The organism is Microbacterium sp. WCS2018Hpa-9, from assembly GCF_031843745.1.
GTDB lineage: Bacteria > Actinomycetota > Actinomycetes > Actinomycetales > Microbacteriaceae > Microbacterium.
Genome location: NZ_JAVTIY010000002.1, coordinates 501,385 through 520,150 on the forward strand (window position 1 = coordinate 501,385; position 18,766 = coordinate 520,150).

At 66.3% G+C, this 18,766-nt stretch carries 22 protein-coding genes and 2 tRNA genes; 18 read left to right on the forward strand and 6 right to left on the reverse strand.

The window, feature by feature from the left end; genetic code table 11:
- Positions 1–63 precede the first annotated feature (63 nt).
- The 12 genes from recF to RQG82_RS06280 all read left to right on the forward strand — a co-directional run bounded on the left by recF (position 64) and on the right by RQG82_RS06280 (position 11,154).
- A complete protein-coding gene (recF, locus tag RQG82_RS06225) occupies positions 64–1,224 on the forward strand; it encodes a DNA replication/repair protein RecF (protein WP_311258241.1) in 1,161 nt (386 codons plus the stop codon).
- A complete protein-coding gene (locus RQG82_RS06230) occupies positions 1,217–1,720 on the forward strand; it encodes a DciA family protein (RefSeq protein ID WP_311258242.1) in 504 nt (167 codons plus the stop codon). The genes recF and RQG82_RS06230 overlap by 8 nt, the downstream gene beginning before the upstream one ends.
- Before the next feature lie 118 nt (positions 1,721–1,838).
- Positions 1,839–3,953, forward strand: coding sequence for a DNA topoisomerase (ATP-hydrolyzing) subunit B (gyrB, locus tag RQG82_RS06235; RefSeq protein ID WP_311258243.1), 2,115 nt, complete (start codon positions 1,839–1,841; stop codon positions 3,951–3,953).
- A 52-nt stretch (positions 3,954–4,005) separates the two neighbouring features.
- Complete coding sequence (gene gyrA, locus RQG82_RS06240; protein WP_311258244.1) at positions 4,006–6,570, forward strand: DNA gyrase subunit A; 2,565 nt, start codon at positions 4,006–4,008, stop codon at positions 6,568–6,570.
- Positions 6,567–6,971 (forward strand): DUF3566 domain-containing protein, encoded by a 405-nt coding sequence (locus RQG82_RS06245; RefSeq protein WP_042541050.1) that lies wholly within the window; start codon positions 6,567–6,569, stop codon positions 6,969–6,971. Before gyrA ends, RQG82_RS06245 begins: the two co-directional genes overlap by 4 nt.
- Before the next feature lie 136 nt (positions 6,972–7,107).
- Entirely contained in the window at positions 7,108–8,376 is a 1,269-nt protein-coding gene (locus RQG82_RS06250) for a histidine kinase (protein WP_311258245.1), read from the forward strand.
- On the forward strand, positions 8,364–9,050 hold the full coding sequence (locus tag RQG82_RS06255; RefSeq protein ID WP_311258246.1) for a response regulator transcription factor: 687 nt from the start codon (positions 8,364–8,366) through the stop codon (positions 9,048–9,050). The genes RQG82_RS06250 and RQG82_RS06255 overlap by 13 nt, the downstream gene beginning before the upstream one ends.
- Positions 9,047–9,985, forward strand: a complete 939-nt coding sequence (locus RQG82_RS06260) for a DUF4097 family beta strand repeat-containing protein (protein ID WP_311258247.1) — start codon at positions 9,047–9,049, stop codon at positions 9,983–9,985. Before RQG82_RS06255 ends, RQG82_RS06260 begins: the two co-directional genes overlap by 4 nt.
- Positions 9,986–10,069: 84 nt before the next feature.
- Positions 10,070–10,143, forward strand: a tRNA-Ile gene (locus RQG82_RS06265).
- 26 nt (positions 10,144–10,169) lie between these two features.
- Positions 10,170–10,242, forward strand: a tRNA-Ala gene (locus RQG82_RS06270).
- A 90-nt stretch (positions 10,243–10,332) separates the two neighbouring features.
- Complete coding sequence (locus tag RQG82_RS06275) at positions 10,333–10,713, forward strand: hypothetical protein (protein WP_311258248.1); 381 nt, start codon at positions 10,333–10,335, stop codon at positions 10,711–10,713.
- A gap of 159 nt (positions 10,714–10,872) precedes the next feature.
- On the forward strand, positions 10,873–11,154 hold the full coding sequence (locus tag RQG82_RS06280) for a hypothetical protein (RefSeq protein WP_311258249.1): 282 nt from the start codon (positions 10,873–10,875) through the stop codon (positions 11,152–11,154).
- A gap of 31 nt (positions 11,155–11,185) precedes the next feature.
- Here RQG82_RS06280 and RQG82_RS06285 read toward each other — a convergent pair whose 3' ends face one another.
- From RQG82_RS06285 to RQG82_RS06295, 3 genes are all read right to left on the reverse strand, one after another.
- Positions 11,186–11,701, reverse strand: coding sequence for a DUF3253 domain-containing protein (locus tag RQG82_RS06285; RefSeq protein ID WP_311258250.1), 516 nt, complete (start codon positions 11,699–11,701; stop codon positions 11,186–11,188).
- A gap of 76 nt (positions 11,702–11,777) precedes the next feature.
- Entirely contained in the window at positions 11,778–12,893 is a 1,116-nt protein-coding gene (locus RQG82_RS06290; protein ID WP_311258251.1) for a Xaa-Pro peptidase family protein, read from the reverse strand.
- Between the two features lie 43 nt (positions 12,894–12,936).
- Positions 12,937–13,386 (reverse strand): hypothetical protein, encoded by a 450-nt coding sequence (locus RQG82_RS06295; protein WP_311258252.1) that lies wholly within the window; start codon positions 13,384–13,386, stop codon positions 12,937–12,939.
- 209 nt (positions 13,387–13,595) lie between these two features.
- Between RQG82_RS06295 and RQG82_RS06300 the strand changes: the two genes are divergently transcribed.
- Positions 13,596–14,018 (forward strand): NUDIX hydrolase, encoded by a 423-nt coding sequence (locus RQG82_RS06300; protein ID WP_311258253.1) that lies wholly within the window; start codon positions 13,596–13,598, stop codon positions 14,016–14,018.
- A gap of 1 nt (position 14,019) precedes the next feature.
- Here RQG82_RS06300 and RQG82_RS06305 read toward each other — a convergent pair whose 3' ends face one another.
- Together RQG82_RS06305 and RQG82_RS06310 are read right to left on the reverse strand one after the other, a co-directional pair.
- Positions 14,020–14,481: a YbaK/EbsC family protein gene (locus RQG82_RS06305; RefSeq protein ID WP_311258327.1), complete on the reverse strand. Its 462-nt coding sequence runs from the start codon at positions 14,479–14,481 to the stop codon at positions 14,020–14,022.
- Positions 14,482–14,531: 50 nt separating this feature from the next.
- On the reverse strand, positions 14,532–15,032 hold the full coding sequence (locus RQG82_RS06310) for a DNA helicase (RefSeq protein ID WP_311258254.1): 501 nt from the start codon (positions 15,030–15,032) through the stop codon (positions 14,532–14,534).
- Positions 15,033–15,177: 145 nt separating this feature from the next.
- Between RQG82_RS06310 and RQG82_RS06315 the strand changes: the two genes are divergently transcribed.
- Together RQG82_RS06315 and RQG82_RS06320 are read left to right on the forward strand one after the other, a co-directional pair.
- Entirely contained in the window at positions 15,178–15,735 is a 558-nt protein-coding gene (locus RQG82_RS06315; protein WP_311258255.1) for a peptidylprolyl isomerase, read from the forward strand.
- Positions 15,736–15,756: 21 nt separating this feature from the next.
- Positions 15,757–16,659: a rhomboid family intramembrane serine protease gene (locus tag RQG82_RS06320; protein ID WP_311258256.1), complete on the forward strand. Its 903-nt coding sequence runs from the start codon at positions 15,757–15,759 to the stop codon at positions 16,657–16,659.
- A 168-nt stretch (positions 16,660–16,827) separates the two neighbouring features.
- Here the strand turns inward: RQG82_RS06320 and RQG82_RS06325 are convergent, their stop codons facing one another.
- Positions 16,828–17,067, reverse strand: coding sequence for a cell division protein CrgA (locus RQG82_RS06325; RefSeq protein ID WP_042541028.1), 240 nt, complete (start codon positions 17,065–17,067; stop codon positions 16,828–16,830).
- An 86-nt stretch (positions 17,068–17,153) separates the two neighbouring features.
- On the opposite strand from RQG82_RS06325, the gene RQG82_RS06330 reads away from it, so the two are divergent.
- From RQG82_RS06330 to RQG82_RS06340, 3 genes are read left to right on the forward strand one after another with little or no spacing between them, the layout of a single operon-like run.
- Positions 17,154–17,948: a class E sortase gene (locus tag RQG82_RS06330; protein ID WP_311258257.1), complete on the forward strand. Its 795-nt coding sequence runs from the start codon at positions 17,154–17,156 to the stop codon at positions 17,946–17,948.
- 22 nt (positions 17,949–17,970) lie between these two features.
- On the forward strand, positions 17,971–18,126 hold the full coding sequence (locus RQG82_RS06335) for a hypothetical protein (protein ID WP_042541024.1): 156 nt from the start codon (positions 17,971–17,973) through the stop codon (positions 18,124–18,126).
- On the forward strand, positions 18,123–18,758 hold the full coding sequence (locus tag RQG82_RS06340) for a glutamine amidotransferase-related protein (protein WP_311258258.1): 636 nt from the start codon (positions 18,123–18,125) through the stop codon (positions 18,756–18,758). The genes RQG82_RS06335 and RQG82_RS06340 overlap by 4 nt, the downstream gene beginning before the upstream one ends.
- The last annotated feature ends 8 nt before the right edge of the window (positions 18,759–18,766 follow it).

Consider the following 18,766-nt stretch of genomic DNA (forward strand, 5'->3'; position numbering starts at 1 on the left):
CCTGCGACGGGCGCGCTTCCGCGCGGCGACAGCGGTGTCAGACCCCGAAGGTAGGCTGACAGCGTGATTGTGGAACACCTGAGCCTGGTCGACTTCCGCAATTACGCGACCGCAGATCTCGCCCTGCACAAGGGCCCGAACGTCTTGGTCGGCCGCAACGGTCAGGGCAAGACCAACCTCGCAGAGGCCGTCGTCTTCCTCGCCACTCTCGGCTCTCACCGAGTCTCCTCGGATGCGCCGATGGTGCGCGAAGGTCAGGATTTCGCCATCATCCGCGCACGCCTCTCGCACGGCGAACGCAAGGTGCTGATCGAGGTGCAGCTCAACAAGCAGGGCTCGAACAAGGCACGCATCAACGGCTCGCCCTCGAAGACCAATGAGCTTCCCCGCTATGCGCATGTGGTGCTGTTCGCCCCGGAAGATCTGCAGATCGTGCGCGGTGATCCGTCTTCCCGCCGTCGTTTCGTCGACCAGCTGCTGATCCAGCGCACGCCTCGCATGTCGTCGGTGCTCGCCGATTACGATCGTGTGCTCAAGCAGCGCAACGCCCTCCTGAAGTCGGCGCGCGCGCGGGGCATCAAGGGCGAGGGCCTGAGCACCCTCGATGTGTGGGACGACAAGCTCGTCTCCCTCGGAGCAGAGATCATCACTGCGCGTCAGCGTCTGGCCGCCGACCTCCAGGTTCCGGTCGCAGAGGCATACGCGGCGATCGCCGGCGAAGACCACCGTCCCCAGCTCGACTGGGCGCTCTCGGTGCGGGGTGCAGACCCTGAAGAAGGAGTCGATGCGCCGGCTGAGACCTCGGGAGACATCGCCGAGATGTTCCACGCCGCCCTGCTCGCCAAGCGATCGAACGAGCTCGACCGCGGGCTCACCCTCACCGGCCCGCATCGCGATGATCTCGTTCTCAAAGTTCGGGGTCTGCCAGTGAAGGGCTATGCGTCCCACGGAGAATCCTGGTCCGTGGCCCTCGCTCTGCGCCTCGCGTCGGCCGAGCTGCTGCGCAGCGAGTCCCCCGCCGGCGACCCCGTGCTGATTCTCGACGACGTGTTCGCCGAACTCGATGCCGACCGCCGTCAGCGCCTCGCCGCGCTCACCGCGGGGTATGAGCAGGTGGTCGTGACCGCAGCGGTGGAGGAGGATATCCCCGAGGTGCTCCATGCCCATGTGGTGAGGATCTCGGCCGGAACCATCAGCGACGAGAGGGAGGTGCCAGATGAGTGACACCCCACCCGTTCCGGCATCCGAGACACCCGAGACGGTCGCGACCTATCTGCGCCTGCGTGGTCTCGCCCCGAGTTCGAAGACGTGGAAGCGCAAGCGTCGCATCGTCACAGACGACGACAACGCCCCCTTCACGCCCGGTCGTGACCCTGGTGCTCTCGGGGCGGTGCTCGACAAGCTCAGCCGCGACTCTGGGTGGCAGAAGACTCTCGCCCGTGAAGACCTGGTCAGGCAGTGGGCCGATCTCGCGGGCACCGACACGGCGAAGCACTCCGAACCGGTCTCGCTCGAACGCGGGGTGCTCACCGTGAAGTGCGATTCGACGGCCTGGGCGAAGAACCTGCAGTACATGCGCGGGACCATCCTCACCGAGATCGGTCGACGGTATCCGGATGCGGGGGTCGAGAACCTCCGCTTCATCGGACCGGACGTACCCTCGTGGAAATGGGGTCCCAGAGTCGTTCCAGGACGGGGCCCGCGCGATACCTACGGGTAGGGCACCGTCCAGGGGGTTCAAGAGGCTCAGAGGGCCACACACGGCCGTTCAGCGGGATTTCGACTCGAAAGACCGCTAGAATGGGAGTTCGTGATATCGATGTGGAGAATGCCCTCTGATGACGCCTGAATTCCCTGCTGACGAGACGGAATCGACCACCGGGGAAACCCCTGACCCCTCACAGGGCGCAGAGACCCAGACTCCCGCCGACGCGGAGAACAGGTCCACATCGATCTCCCCCAAGATCAAGCAGCCCGGCGAGTACGGTGCCGATTCTATCCAGATCCTCGAGGGACTCGAGGCGGTGCGCAAGCGCCCCGGCATGTACATCGGATCAACGGGTCCGCGCGGTCTGCACCACCTGGTCTACGAGATCGTCGACAACTCCGTCGATGAGGCTCTCGCCGGCTACGCCGACACGATCTTCGTGACGCTGCTCGAGGACGGCGGCGTGCGAGTCATCGACAACGGCCGCGGAATCCCGGTCGACCCGCACTCCTCCGACCCGTCGAAATCTACGGTCGAGGTCGTGTTGACGATCCTGCACGCCGGTGGCAAGTTCGGCGGCGGTGCGTACGCCGTCTCCGGTGGTCTGCACGGCGTCGGCTCCTCCGTCGTGAACGCCCTCTCGACCCGCTTCGATGTCGAGGTCAAGCAGAAGGGCTTCGTCTGGCGGCACAGCTTCGCCGACGGTGGAGTGCCGCAGCAGAAGCTCATCAAGGGTGAGGCGACCGACGACACCGGCACGAGCATCACGTTCTGGCCGGATGCCTCGATCTTCACCGAGACGACCGACTTCGACTACGACACCCTGCGCACGCGCTTCCAGCAGATGGCGTTCCTCAACAAGGGACTCCGCATCGAGCTGCTCGACGAGCGCGCGTCCTCGGCCTACGAGGTCGAAGAAGCCGGTGTGACCACGATCAAGCAGCCCGGCGATGTCTTCTTCTACGAGCGCGGGCTCGTCGACTACGTCGAGTACCTGAACAAGGTGCGTCACGCCGAGGTCGTCAACGACGAGATCATCGCGTTCGAGTCCGAGGACACGGCGCGCAAGATCTCACTCGAGGTCGCGATGCAGTGGACCACCTCGTACACCGAGAACGTCTTCACCTACGCGAACACGATCAACACGCACGAGGGTGGCACCCACGAAGAGGGGTTCCGCGCCGCGCTCACCACACTGGTCAACAAGTACGCGCGTGCGAACAACATCCTCAAGGAGAAGGACGACAACCTCTCGGGTGACGATGTGCGCGAGGGATTGACGGCTGTCATCTCGATCAAGCTGGGCGAGCCCCAGTTCGAGGGCCAGACCAAGACCAAGCTCGGCAACACCGAGGCCAAGGCGTTCGTGCAGAAGGTCGTGGGCGATCAGCTCGGCGACTGGTTCGACCGCAACCCGGCGCAGGCGAAGAACATCATCCGCAAGGCGCTCGACGCAGCGACCGCACGTCTGGCTGCTCGCAAGGCGCGCGAGACCGCACGTCGCAAGAGCGTGTTCGAGTCGGCGGCGATGCCGGACAAGCTCAAGGACTGCACGAGCAAGGACCCCTCGATCAGCGAGATCTTCCTCGTCGAGGGTGACTCGGCCGGCGGCTCGGCAGTGCAGGGACGCGACCCGCACACGCAGGCGATCCTCGCGCTCCGCGGCAAGATCCTCAACGTCGAGCGAGCTCGTCTCGACAAGGCGCTCGGCAACCGCGAGGTCCAGGCGATGATCCAGGCCTTCGGCACCGGCATCGGCGAGGACTTCGACATCGAGAAGGCGCGCTATCACAAGATCGTGCTGATGGCGGATGCCGACGTCGACGGCCAGCACATCACGACGCTGCTGCTCACGCTGCTGTTCCGCTACATGCGCGGCCTCATCGAGGCAGGTTTCGTGTACCTCGCGATGCCGCCGCTGTACCGCCTCAAGTGGTCGAACCAGCCGCACGAGTACGTGTTCAGCGACGCAGAGCGCGATGCCCTGCTCAAGTTCGGCCTCGACAACGGCAAGCGCATCCCGAAGGATGCCGGCATCCAGCGCTACAAGGGTCTCGGCGAGATGAACGCCAAGGAGCTGTGGGAGACCACGATGGACCACACCACGCGGACGCTCCGCCAGGTGACCATCGAGGATGCCGCGGCGGCCGACGAGATCTTCAGCGTGCTGATGGGTGAGGACGTCGAATCACGACGCAACTTCATCCAGCGCAACGCCAAGGACGTCCGCTTCCTCGACATCTGAGGCGCTCCGCGCCCTGCATTCGCTCGACTAACGACCGGAATCGACAACACACATGACTGACGACGTACGCCCCGAGCCCCCGGCACACGACCACGGAAACATCGACCAGGTCGACCTGAAGTTCGAGATGGAGCGCAGCTATCTCGACTACGCGATGGCCGTGATCGTCGGACGTGCCCTCCCTGACGTGCGCGACGGTCTCAAGCCTGTGCACCGCCGCGTGATCTACGGCATGTACGACGGTGGATTCCGCCCCGACAAGTCGTTCTCGAAGTGCGCCCGCGTCGTCGGCGAGGTCATGGGTCAGTACCACCCCCACGGTGACACGGCGATCTACGACGCCCTCGTGCGTCTCGTCCAGCCGTGGGCGCTGCGGTACCCGCTCGCGCTGGGCCAGGGCAACTTCGGCTCTCCCGGCAACATGGGCGCCGCGGCTCCCCGATACACCGAGACCAAGATGGCTCCGCTCGCGCTCGAGATGGTGCGCGACATCGAAGAAGACACCGTCGACTTCCAGGACAACTACGACGGCCAGACCCAGGAGCCGACGGTCCTGCCCGCACGGTTCCCGAACCTGCTCGTCAACGGCTCGGTCGGAATCGCCGTCGGCATGGCGACGAACATCCCCCCGCACAACCTGCGTGAGATCTCGGATGCCGCGCTCTGGGCTCTCGACAACCCCGGCCTTCCGCGTGACGAGCTTCTCGACGGGCTGATCCAGCGCGTTCCCGGCCCCGACTTCCCGACCGGCGCCCAGATCCTGGGCACCAAGGGAATCCACGAGGCCTATCGCACCGGCCGCGGATCCATCACGATGCGCGCGGTCGTCAACGTCGAGGAGATCCAGGGCCGCACCTGCCTCGTGATCACCGAGCTGCCGTACCAGGTCAACCCCGACAACGTCGCCGTGAAGATCGGCGACCTCGTCCGTGACGGCAAGATCAGCGGCATCGCCGACATCCGCGACGAGTCCTCTGACCGCACGGGTCAGCGCCTCGTCGTCGTGCTCAAGCGCGACGCGGTCGCGAAGGTCGTGCTCAACAACCTCTACAAGCACACCCAGCTTCAGGAGAACTTCGGCGCGAACATGCTGGCGATCGTCGACGGCGTGCCGCGCACGCTGGCGCTCGACGGATTCGTCACCTACTGGATCACGCACCAGCTCGAAGTCATCGTGCGCCGCACGCGATTCCGTCTGGCGAAGGCCGAGCGTCGCATGCACATCCTGCGCGGATATCTCAAGGCGCTCGACGCGCTCGACGAGGTCATCGCGCTGATCCGTCGCTCGGCCACGGTCGAGGACGCCCGCGAGGGACTGAAGAAGCTCCTCGACATCGACGACGACCAGGCCCAGGCCATCCTCGACATGCAGCTCCGTCGCCTCGCGGCACTCGAGCGGCAGAAGATCCTCGACGAGGCGGCAGAGCTCGAGCGGCTCATCGCCGAATACCAGGCGATCCTGGCCGACGAGGCGCTGCAGCGCGACATCATCCGCGAGGAGCTCACGGGCATCGTCGACCGCTTCGGCGACGAGCGCCGCACGCACATCCTGCACGGCTTCGACGGCGACGTCTCGATGGAAGACCTCATCGCCGAAGAGGAGATGGTCGTCACCATCACCCGCGCCGGGTACATCAAGCGCACGCGGAGCGACAACTACCGTTCGCAGCACCGCGGCGGCAAGGGCATCAAGGGCGCACAGCTGCGAGCGGATGACATCGTCGAGCACTTCTTCGTGACGACGACGCACCACTGGCTGCTGTTCTTCACCGACAAGGGGCGCGTCTACCGCGCGAAGACCTATGAGGTCCCCGAGGCCGGTCGCGACGCGAAGGGAACGCACGTCGCGAACCTGCTCGCACTGCAGCCCGACGAGAACATCGCGCAGGTGCTCGACATCCGCGACTACGAGGTCGCCGACTATCTGGTGCTCGCGACGCGCGACGGTCTCGTCAAGAAGACGCGCCTCGACACGTACGACACCAACCGCCAGGGCGGCGTCATCGCGATCCGTCTGAACGACGAGGACGAGCTGGTCTCGGCGCTCATGGTGAACGCCGAGGACGACATCCTTCTCATCAGCCGTCGTGGCATGTCGGTCAGGTTCAGCGCGACCGACGATGCGCTGCGGCCGATGGGACGTGCGACCGCCGGTGTGAAGGGCATGAAGTTCCGTGAGGGCGACAGCCTGCTGTCGGCATCCGTCGCAGCTCCTGGGCAGTTCGTGTTCGTTGTGACCGACGGCGGCTATGCGAAGCGCACGGCCGTCGAGGAATATCGCGTCCAGGGACGTGGTGGTTTCGGCATCAAGGTGGCGAAGCTGCATGACGATCGGGGCACTCTCGCCGGTGGTCTGATGGTCTCGTCCGACGACGAGGTCCTTGTGGTTCTGTCCAGCGGCAAGGTGGTACGCTCTGCCGTGGCCGAGGTGCCCGCCAAGGGCCGAGACACCATGGGAGTGGTGTTCGCACGGACGACGGAAGCCGACCGGATCCTCGCCATCGCCCGCAACGGCGAGCGGGGCCTCACCGAAGAAGACGAATCGGATGAGGCTGAGGTGGACGCCCAGTCCACCGCCCCCGAGACGAACGAGAACCCTGAGGAAGCAGACGCATGAGCACAGTAGCCGACAAGCTGGCGAAGAAGTCCACGCGCAAGACCAGTGGCAAGCAGGTGCGCCTGCGTCTCGTCTATGTCGACTTCTGGTCGGCCGTGAAGCTCTCGTTCCTCGGAGCGGTCGCACTCGCGATCGTCACCATGGTGTCGTTCTTCCTGATCTTCCTGGTTCTCCAGGCGACGGGACTCCTCACCCAGGCCGACGAGATCGTCGGTGCGATCACCGACAACTCGGTGCGCATCTCCGAGGTGGCCGGTCTGCCGCAGGTGATGGCGTTCGCCGCCGTCGTCTCGATCCTGAACCTCATCGTGTTCACGGTGTTGGGCGCGGTCGTCGCCGGCATCTACAACGTCGCTGTGAAGGTGACGGGCGGTCTGCTCGTCGGCTTCATGTCGAACTGATCCTCCGGATTCGAAGAGGGGCGGATGCTTCAGCATCCGCCCCTCTTTCTGTTCTCCGTCGGAGTAGGGAAAACCCGAAGCCGGGTGTCTGGTTGGCTCGGTGTCGGCCCGATCGGTGCCGCCGTACCTTTGAACCATGACGACACACACTGCCACGCCACCACCGGCGACGGCCACGAAGCCGCCGCTGCGCATCGTGCTCACGATCCTGCACCTCGCAGGAATCGGAGTCATCGGCGGCTTCATCTTCGCGACTCTTTCCGGACTCCTCGGCACCGGCCTCGGCCTGCTCTTCGTGGCGGGCGTCGGCATCGTGCTGCTCGTCGGACTGGTCTACGCCCTCTTCGGTGTGGGCTGGTTCGAGGTGGCGCGGGTCAGCGCCCTCTACCGCTCGCCGATCACTCCGCTCCGGTGGCGCCAGAGGGACCGCCCCGGATTCTCGGGTTGGCTGCGCTCGCTCGGACGACAGGCCATCGACGGCCGCATGTGGCGAGCCCTCGCGAACTTCGCGATCACCGCCGTGCTCGGCTGGATCGTGCTGCGCCTCGCCTTCGGCCTGGTCTGGTCGATCACGATCTCGTTCGCACCTCTCACCGGAGCGGACGCCGTGATGGGCCCGTTCGGCGGAGGCGGCATCGATCCGGCGTGGGCCCCGCTCATCGGCATCCTCGGCATCGCAGCCTGCCTCGCCGGAATGATCGGCCTGGCACTCCTGAACCGGGTGCTCTCGCTCGCCATCGTCGTTCGCAGCCGTGAGGCAGAGCTCACCGAGCGAGTGCGCACCAGCACCGCTCAGCGTGAGGGCGCGGTGCGCGCCGCAGATGTCGAGCGCACCCGCATCGAGCGGGATCTGCACGACGGCGTCCAGCCGCGCCTCGTCTCGGTCGGCATGACCCTGGGGCTCGCGCAGCAGAAGATCGACAACGATCCGGATGCCGCCAAAGAGCTGATCGCCGAGGCGCACACCTCGACCAAGGCTGCGATCACCGAGCTGCGACAGCTCGCCCGTGGCATCCACGCCTCCGTCCTCGATGATCGAGGCCTCGACGCAGCCCTGTCTGCCCTTGCCGGCCGGTCGCACATCCCCGTGCAGCTCGACGTGAGGATGGACGGACGCTGCAGCCGCGAGGCCGAGGCCGCCGTGTACTTCTCGATCGCCGAGTCGCTCACGAACGCCGCCAAGCATTCGCGAGCCAGCGAGGCGCGGGTCACCGTTCGTCTCCGCGACGGTGGGGTGCTCTGGGCTCGTGTCGAAGACAACGGCATGGGCGGTGCACAGGTGCAGCCGGGCGGTGGCCTCGACGGCATCGCGAACCGCGTCCTGGCGGCCGGCGGGACCTTCCGCCTCGAGAGCCCCGTCGGCGGTCCGACCAGCCTGGAGGTGAACGTGCCATGCGCATCCTGATCTGCGAGGACTCCGTCCTGCTGCGCGAGGGACTCGTGCGACTGCTCGAGGACGCCGGCCACAGTGTGGTCGCGGCTCTGCCCGACACCAGCGGTCTCAGTGAAGCCGTGATCGAGACAGCTCCCGAGCTCTGCATCCTCGATGTGCGGCTGCCCCCGACGTTCACCGACGAGGGCATCCGTGCCGCGCTCGGACTGCGCGTCACGAACCCGGCGCTTCCGCTTCTCGTGCTCTCGCAGTACGTCGAGGAGCGCTATGCGTCCGACCTCATCGCCGCGCAGGGTGGGCCGCTGGGGTACCTGCTCAAGGATCGGGTCGCCGACGTCTCGGAGTTCCTCGCCTCGGTGCAGAGGATCTCGGAGGGCGCGACGGTGCTCGACCCCGAGGTGGTGGCTCAGCTGCTGACCCGCCGCAACCGCGACGACCGCATGCAGCGACTCACCGAGCGCGAGCGCACAGTGCTCTCGCTCATCGCTGAAGGCAAGTCGAATCAGGCGATCGCCGGCCTGCTCTTCCTCTCGGAGGCGAGCGTCGAGAAGCACATCACCGCGATCTTCCAGAAGCTGGGCTTCGAGCAGGGCGAGTCGGGCAACCGACGCGTGCTGGCGGCCCTCGCACACATCGAGAACACGGGCGGCACCACGCCGACCGGACAGACAGGACTGGGACGATGACCACGAACGACGACTTCCAGGGCGGGCACACCCCCCTCACTCCGCCGCCGGCATCTGCGCCTCAGGGCGACCAGCCGGCACCGGCGCCCGCCGCTGCTCCCGCTCAGGCGGCAACCGCCGATGCCGGACGCTCATCGGGCACGACGGCCATCATGATCGTGACGGCGATCGTCGGCGGAATCGCGCTCCTCGGCGCGGGAGGGTCAGCGGCCTTCGCAGCGACCGGCAGCATGATGGGCTCCACGCAGGGCAGCGACTCGGTCCTGACCGAGGATGTCTCCGGAATCGAGGGCATCGACCTCGACGTGGATGCGGGAAACATGCGCGTCGAGTTCGGAGACGTCGACGAGGCCCGTCTCGCAGTCACCGACGCTCGGGGCCCCGCATGGACTCTCGAGCGCGACGGCGACGACCTGGTCGTGCGCAGCCCGGAGTTCCGGTTCGGATGGTGGTTCGGCAGCTGGTTCGGCGACGACCAGTCGGCCGTGCTGACTCTCCCCGAAGACCTTCTCGATGCGCGGCTCGACGCCGACCTCACACTCGATGCGGGCAGCCTCGATGTGGTCGGAGAGTTCGGCGCCCTCGACGTCACCGTCAACGCGGGTGCCCTCGATGTCGAAGGCGCCGCGGGCAGCCTCAGCATCGACATGAGCGCGGGCCGTGCGGACGCATTGCTCGACGGCGTCGACGAGGCCGACCTCAGCGTCTCAGCGGGCGATCTCAACGTCGAGCTGACCGGACGTGCCCCGTCGCAGACGACGATCGACGTGAGCGCCGGGTCGGTGGATCTCACTGTTCCGGACGAGTCCTACTCGATCACCCAGGATGTCAGCGCCGGCTCGCTCGACGCGAAGGTCGATCAGTCATCCGACACCCGGAACGTGATCGACGTCACGCTTTCGGCCGGCAGCGTGACCGTCCGCCCGGGGCGCTGACCACGATCGAGGGCAGGGGCGCGCCGGTGCCCTGCCCTCGATTGGGTATTTCGAGGAATCTCCGGTAAAGTTTCGGAGGTTGACGGGCCCATAGCTCAGGCGGTTAGAGCGCTTCACTGATAATGAAGAGGTCCCAGGTTCAAGTCCTGGTGGGCCCACTCCTCAACTCAATAAATTCCCTCACGGGGCCTTAGCTCAGTTGGTAGAGCGCCTGCTTTGCAAGCAGGATGTCAGGAGTTCGAATCTCCTAGGCTCCACACTGTGTTGAGACAGTTCGAGAAGGCCCCGCCTAGTGCGGGGCCTTCTCGTTTCTCCCTTCGCGTGTGCTCGGCGGGTACGATGCGGGGATGAGTGCAACGGCGACCGATCACGCTCAGGTCGCGGTCCGCGCACCGCGCTGGTTCGCCCGACGCCGCTTCGTCCTCATCATGAGCCTCTTCGTCATCCCGATCGCACTCTCCGCATCCTTGAACAGCTACGGACCGCTCACGGTCGACTCCGCGCTGCGGATGGCCTTCGCCTCGGTCGCAGGGCAGACGATCGCGATCATCGGGGCGCTGGTGGCGCTCGTCATCACACTCACCTCCCGGCGAAGCCTCCCCGGTGTCATCTTCTTCGCACTCGTGGCCCTCCTGGTCACCGTGAATGCCGTCTCGGCGATGAGTGGAACAGGACAGCTGCTTCTCGATCGACTCGACCTGATCGCCGAGACAGCCGCCCTAGATTAGGCGATCTGCGCTCCTCCACAGGTGTTAACAACCCTGTTAACAACTCCGTGAGTCTGCATCAGACGGCGCTCTTCGAGTCCACAGCTGTGGAGGGACCTGTTAACAACTCACTTATCAACCCCCCTTCACACTTCCAGGTCAGAGGCGTAGCGTGCACGCATGACTGACGGGGAGACGATGATCCAGACCGAGATCGTGTTCGACGGATCGAGCTTCCAGCTCTCCCAAGATCAGGATGTCGACGATCTGCGAGAACGTATCGAGTCGGCCACGAGGACCTCCGGCACGTTCGTCGACCTGGTCGTGGTCGGGAACAGGGCCGTGAGCGTGCTGATCACCCCGAACACCCAGGTGACGATCAGCGTCGCGTCGGTGGCGTACGACCCGCGCGACACCGGTGACGTCGACTTCCCCTACAGTGGGTACCACGACGAGCTCTGAACCCGGGATGCCGCCGCAGAACCGCCCGTGATCAGATCTTCGGTCCGCGCACCATCCGCACGGGACCTCGAGCCTCGCGGATGCTCACCGTCTCGCCCTTCTGGGTCACGACGATCTCTTCGCGGTCTGCGAGCTCGGCGGCGACCCGCCGCACATCAGGCATCACGGATCGCCACGACGCCCCGCCCACTGTTCGGGCCACGTCACTCGGACAGATCGAGGACTCGTTCCGCTTGCGCGTGAGCGCGCGGAGCGCTGCGGCGATCCTCTCGTCGAAGCCGTCGCCCGTGCGGTCGTCCCACCAGGATGCCCCGCGTTCACCCAGCGCGGTCTTCGCATCTTGCACCCGGCGTCTCGCATCGGGATCCTGAGCCTTCACGGCACGACGAGCGGCCATCAGCTCGTCGACAAGCTCCTGGCGGAACGAGTCGGGGATCGTCGGGTCCGTCGCCCGCCATCGCCGGCCATCGATGATGACATGGTGCCCGTCTGCGGTGTGCTCAGGGCCCCGCGCATCGTCGCTGTCAGGGCTGTCGTCGGATGCCATGGTGACAGTCTCGCCACTCTGATCACCCCGACCAAGGGGCTTGATCTTTCGTGAGCCGATGACCTGTCGGTGCAGTTCAGACCGCGGTGAGCCCGTGGGGTGCGACGTTCAGGCGCTCGCATCCGTCAGCGGTCACGACGACGATGTCCTCGATGCGTGCCCCCCACTCGCCCGCGAAGTAGATCCCGGGTTCGATGCTGAAGGCCATGCCCTCGCGCAGCACGAGATCGTTGCCGGGCGCGATGTACGGCTCCTCGTGCACCGAGACGCCGATGCCGTGGCCGGTGCGATGCAGAAAGGCCTCTCCGAGCCCTGCGTCGGCCAGCACCGACCGCGCTGCGGCATCGACCTCCTCGGCCGTCACCCCTGGCCGTACAGCATCGACCGCGGCCTGCTGGGCGCGCACGAGCACGGCGATGCGATCGGCGGCCCCGCGGTCGGGGGTGCCGACCACGTAGGTGCGGGTGCTGTCGGAGTTGTATCCGCTCGGCACTGCTCCCCCGATGTCGACGACCACGACCTCTCCGTCGCCGATCACGCGGTCCGACACTTCGTGGTGCGGGTCGGCGCCGTTGGGACCCGAGCCGACGATGACGAACTCGACGGTGCGGTGCCCCTCGGCGACGATGGCCTCGGCGATGTCGGCCGCCACCTCGCGCTCTGTGCGCCCTGCACGCAGCCACTCGGGCACGCGCCGGTGCACGGCGTCGATCGCCGCGCCGGCCAGCCGCAGCTCGGCGATCTCTTCGGCATCCTTGATCATGCGCCCCTCACGCAGCACCGGCGTCGCGAGCTCGACGCGCACGTCGATGCGATCGGCCAGCGGAATGACATGAAGCGCCGGCAGCGCGTCGGAGACGCCCACCCTCGAGACGGCACCCAGGGCGGCGGCCACGAGGTCGTAGGGGTTCTCGCCGTCGACCCAGTCGGAGACGGCGAGTCCTAGCTCCCCCACCGCGGTGGTTCTGACCTTCGCCAGCTCCATCCTCGGCACGATGATCGTGGGAGCGACCCCTGGACCGAGCACGAGTGCCGTCAGGCGTTCGATCGTGTCACCTTCGACGCCGACCAGGTACTGCAGGTCGGGGCCCGGGCCCACGACTATCCCGTCGAGACCGGCTTCGGCGGCGAGAGACGCGGCGCGGTCGAGTCGGGCGGCGTATACGGAGGCGGGGAACGGCAGTGTGCTCACGGCATCCACGCTACTGCTCGGTCCCCGGTCAGGGAACGGCGACTCAGCTGATGGCGAGGCGAATGCGCTCGGCGAGCACCTTGCGGTTCGCGGCGGTGAGTTCGAGCAGCGCATAGGCGGTCGGCCACATCGTGCCGTCGTCGAGGTTCGAGATGGGCTCGAAGCCGAAGGTGCCGTAGCGCACCTTGAACTTGCTCGCGGGCTGGAAGAAGCAGAGCACCTTTCCGTCCTTGCCCCACGCCGGCATGCCGTAGTAGGTGCGCGGCATCAGTTCGGGGGCGACCTCGGTGACGAGGCCGTGCAGCGCCAGCGAGAGCTCGCGATCCTTGTCGTCCGGCAGTTTCGCCACCGCCGCCTCGAGATCGGCGACCCCCTCGGCACGCACCTCTTCAGGGCTCTTCTTCGCCCGGGACCTCGACTTGCGCTTGTCGGCCGCGGCCTCTTTCATGGCCTCGCGTTCCTCGGCGCTGAAGTTCTTCTCGTTGTCAGCCATGACGGTTCCTTTCTCGGCGTGATCTGCGATGAACCTCACACTACGGATGCCACGGCAGGCTGTGCTTCTCGATTCCTGATCGATCTCGCCATCAGTGAGCCGAGTCCGGGCCCCGAGACGGTGGAGACGGCGAACCATGGTGCAGGCGCACGCGTCATCTGAGACGGATCAGACGCGACCATGGCCTCCGCCGCCACTAGTGTGAGGGCATGGACATGCGGGTCGCGGCATACGCGGTCGTCACCGATGACGACGGACGCATACTTCTGGCGCGCTGGATCGACGGACGCCGGGTCGCCTGGACGATGCCCGGTGGCGGTCTCGAGGCGGGTGAGGCACCCGAAGACGCTGTGCGTCGGGAGCTTCGCGAAGAGACCGGCTACACGGTCAAGGTCGGAGAGCTGCTCGGCATCCACTCCCGGGTGATTCCCGCCAGTCAGCGGGTGAATGAGTCAGACCAGCCGCTGCACACGCTGCGCATCGTGTACCGGGCATCGGTCACGGGCGGCAGGCTGACGTTCGAGGCCGACGGCTCGACCGACATGGCGGAGTGGTTCCCACTCAAGGCCGTGAAGGAACTGCAGAGGGTGAAGCTGGTCGACATCGCGCTGCGGATGGCCGGTATCCTCTGACTCAGTCGCGGGCCTCTTCGGGAACCGAGATGTCGGCCACCGTGGCGCCGTAAGCGGCGATGAGGTCGTCGGCATCGACGAACAGGCTGTACCCGTGGGCACCGGCGCCCATGGCGATCCGCTGTCCGACGATCGACGCGTCAGCGAAGACGGGCCAATCGGTGGTGCTGCCGATGGGCACGATGGTTCCGCGCTCGTAGCCGGTCGCCGCAAGGGCCAGATCCGGTTCAGGCAGCCGCAGCTTGTTCACACCGACCACTGCACGCAGCTTGGGCCACGAGATCGACCTGCCGCCGGGAACCAGCGCGAACAGGTAGGTATCGTCCGAGCGCTTGACGACGAGGGTCTTGACGATGCCCGAGGGCAGGATGCCGAGCAGCTCCGCCGCCTCGAAGAGGCTCTCGGCGGCTGGCCGCTCGCGGATCTCGATGTCGAGTCCGCGCGCGGCTGCGGCATCCCTCACCCGAGCATGGAGATCCCCCGGCGCAGCGGCCGGGGGTTCCGATGTCGAGGTCACGCGTCAGGTGCAGAGAGCGGGTCGTCCGCGACCCAGAGCTCGTCGTCCGCGCGCAGTGCCTGCCACGCGGCGTAGAGAACACCGGCTGCTGCTGCGACGCCGAGGATCAGGGCGATGATCGAGCCGACGCCCGGGCCCTTGGGCTCGGGCTGGGTGGCCTTCCGGACCTTCCGCACGACACCCTCACGCTTGGCGTTCGCCACGTCCCACGCGGTGAGCGCGGTTCCGACGACTCCGCCGACGATCGGGACGAACTTGTCGTCCACGACGTGGTGTCCGAACCGGACGCCACGGTCGACGACCGGGGCGACGCGACGGTTGTAGGTGTCCTGCACGACAGGACCGACCTGCTCGCGGCCGAAGTGGCCGAGCTGGCGTCCGGCCTCACGGGCGACGTCGGCGGCGTGGCCGACCAGGACCTGCTGGTTCTCCCAGAGCTGGTTGGCGTCGTTCTGAAGACGACGCAGCTCCTTCTTCCGCTTGCGGCTGATGCTCACGATGCTCTCCTGTCGATTGGAGTACGGATTCCCCATCTTGCCACGCGACCCTGGTTGGGGCGAGGGAATCGCCGAACCCTTGCGTCGAACGATGATCAGCGCTAGACGCGGGCCAACTCATGGGAAGCTCTGCGAGAATGGACGCATGGCTCACGCTTCTCATGTCGCAACCCTGCACACCAACCACGGTGACATCGTCATCAACCTCTTCGGCGACCACGCCCCGAAGACGGTCAAGAACTTCGTCGGCCTGGCCGACGGCACCCAGGAGTGGACGCACCCCGCCACCGGCAAGCCGGGCGAGGGTCCTCTCTACTCCGACGTGGTCTTCCACCGCATCATCCCGAACTTCATGATCCAGGGCGGCGACCCGCTCGGACAGGGCGTCGGCGGCCCCGGCTACAACTTCGACGACGAGATCAACATGGAGCTCAACTTCAACGAGCCCTACATCCTCGCCATGGCCAACGCCGGCCTGCGTCGCAACGCCATCACCGGCAAGGCCGAGGGCACCAACGGCTCGCAGTTCTTCATCACGACCGACCCCACTCCCTGGCTCCAGGGCAAGCACACGATCTTCGGCGAGGTCGCCGACGACGCCTCCAAGGCTGTCGTCGACGCTATCGCCGCAGTGCCGACGGCCGCGGGCGACCGCCCCATCGAGCCCGTCGTGCTGCAGTCGATCGACATCGTCGCGGCCTGACGCCGACGCTGGCCGATCCGGATGACCACGCCTGAGTTCGCGGACAACCGCGACAACTTCTGCTACCGGCATCCGGATCGGCAGAGCTTCGTGCTCTGCCAGCGCTGCCTGCGCACCATCTGCCCCGAGTGCCAGACGCAGGCACCCGTCGGAGTGATCTGTCCCGAGTGCATGGCGGATCAGCGCAAGAACCGCACTCCCGCCCAGAAGCGCGCAGAGCGCCGCTGGGGCGGCCGTGGCACTGCGCTCGCCTCAAGAGGCAGTGGCAAGCCGGTCGTCACCTACGCGCTGCTCGCGGTGACGTCGTTCATAGGCCTCCTTCAACTGATCCCGGGGATGGGCCAGGCGATCACCGGTCAACTGCTTTTCGCAGCCGGGTATCTGTATCCGGACCTGTCGCTCATGTCGTTCGAGCCCTGGAGACTTCTCACCGCCGTCTTCGTGCACGGGGGGTTCCTGCATCTCGCTCTCAACATGCTTGCTCTGTGGATGCTGGGCCAGAGTCTCGAGCCCATCCTGGGTCGGATCCGCTTCCTCGCGCTGTATCTGATCAGCGGTCTCGGCGGCTCTGTCGCAGTCGCGCTGCTCGCGCCCGGGACCGCGACGGTCGGGGCGTCCGGCGCGATCTTCGGCCTGATGGCCGCGCTGCTGATCATCGGCAGGCACATCGGTGCGAACGTGACGGGGATCCTCGTGATCCTCGGCATCAACTTCGTCGTCGGATTCGTGTTCTCTCAGAACATCGCCTGGCAGGCGCACCTGGGCGGGGCGATCGTGGGAGCGCTGATCGCGTTCATCCTCACGAGAACCCGAAGGCGTGAGCAGCGCACCCTGCAGATCGGGCTGCTCGCCGCGGTCGTCGTCGCCCTGATCCTGATCGTCGCCCTGTTGGTGCCGTTCTTGATCACGACGGTTTACTCCTGATCAAGAGTTGTTAACAGGGTTGTTAACCGTTGTGAATAACATGGGTGTAATTCTCCCCAGGGTGGGGATAACCTGTGGATAACTAGGCTTCCCAGGTTCTACGAAGAACGAAAGAAGGCCCCTCTCGCCGGAGCGAGAGGGGCCTTCTTCGAAGAGGCGGGGCCGGCGTCAGCGCCAGCGTGTGGTCATCAGGAAGCCGATCAGGGCGATGCCCAGACCGATCGCGAGATTCCAGTTGTCGAGCCCCGGGATCGGGAACTGCATGCCCGAGATGTAGAACACGAGAATCCACACCAGACCGAGGAGCATGAAGCCGACCATCACCGGCTTGAACCACACGGCATTGGGTGCGGCTTCGCCTTCGCTGCGGGGAGCTTCGGGTTCTTCAGTCTTGCGGTCGCGTGCCATTCCCACAGTGTACCCAAGAGTGTCATATCGCGCGGAAAAGCAAGGCCAGAGGGCTGGTGTCCAGGTCTGGCAGATAAGATCTGGCCATGACTGCATCCGTCGTCTCGGGGGAGCGACGTGCACGCCGACGTCGCCCCCGATCGCGCGCGACCTTCACGAGTGTCCTGGGTGAGCTGCTGCTCACGGGCGGCGTGCTCGTGCTTCTCTTCGTCGCCTGGCAGATGTGGATCGGCGACATCATCATCAGCGCCCAGAAGAACGAAGAGGGCGCTGCGGTGTCGCAGGAGTGGGCCAATGCGCCGACACCCGAGCTGCCGCCCGTCGTCGAGTCGGACGACGGAACCACCACGTTCGAGCCCGTGATCCCGGCCGTGCCCGCAGACACTGAACGCCTGGGCAATATGCAGGTCCCCCGCTTCGGTGCTGACTACAACGTCGGCATCTACGGCGGCACGAGCCGTGCGCGCACCCTCGACGACCTCGGAATCGGTGTGTACAGCGACTCGAAGATGCCCGGCGAAGTCGGCAACTTCGCGATGGCCGGCCACCGCACCACCTGGGGCAAGCCTTTCAACCAGCTCGACAAGCTGCAGCTCGGCGATGCGATCGTCGTCGAGACCCCCGACGGATGGTTCACCTACCGCTTCCGGACGCTGCAGTACGTCAAGCCGACCCAGACCGACGTGCTGCTCGATGTGCCGCAGATGCCGGGGGCCGAGACCGGCGAGAAGTACATCACGCTGACCGCCTGCTCCCCGCTCTACTCACTGGCCGAGCGCATCATCGCGTACGGGGTGTTCGAGAGCTTCCAACCGCGCGCCGAAGGCCCGCCCACCGCGCTCACCGACCCACCGCCTCCGCCGGCTGCGCCGTCGATCTAGCCGAACGGAACGAGACGAAATCATGTATGCCGCCCTCTGGCGCCTGCTGCCCGGTCCGTGGTGGCTCAAGCTCTTCTTCCTTCTCGTGCTCATCGCAGCAGTGCTCTACGGGCTGTTCTGGTTCGTGTTCCCCTGGGTGAGCCCCCTGATCACCCCGGGTGAGGTCGATCTCGAATGACCCGAGTGCTGGTCGTGGACAACCACGACAGCTTCGTGCACACCCTCGTCGGGTACCTGCGTGAGCTCGGCGCCGATGTCACCCTGATCGAAGCGGATGCCACCGACGCCGCGCAGCTCGAGGGGATGCTGCCGGCCTTCGATGCCCTGCTGCTGTCGCCCGGCCCGGGCACACCGGCGGATGCCGGGGTCTCGATCGACGCCGTGCGCCTCGCCGCGCGGATCCGGATGCCGCTCCTCGGCGTCTGTCTCGGGCATCAGGTGATCGGCGCGGCGTTCGGCACCGTGGTGTCGGAGGCGCCCGAGCTGATGCATGGGATGGTGTCTCGCGTCACGCATGACGGGTCTGCCCTCTTCGCCGGCATCCCCTCACCGTTCGATGCAGGCAGATATCACTCACTCGCTCTCGCGGAGTCGGCGCTGCCCGCCGACGTCGTCGTCACCGCCCGCACCGACGGCGGCACCGTGATGGCTCTCGCGCACACCGGGCTGCCGATGCTCGGGGTGCAGTTCCACCCCGAGAGCGTGCTCACCGAAGGCGGCTACCGTCTGCTGGCCAACTGGCTCGAACTCTGCGGCGACGCAGACGCCGTCGCGCTGTCAACGAACCTGCATCCGCTGTCGGGGGTGTGAATCGTCGC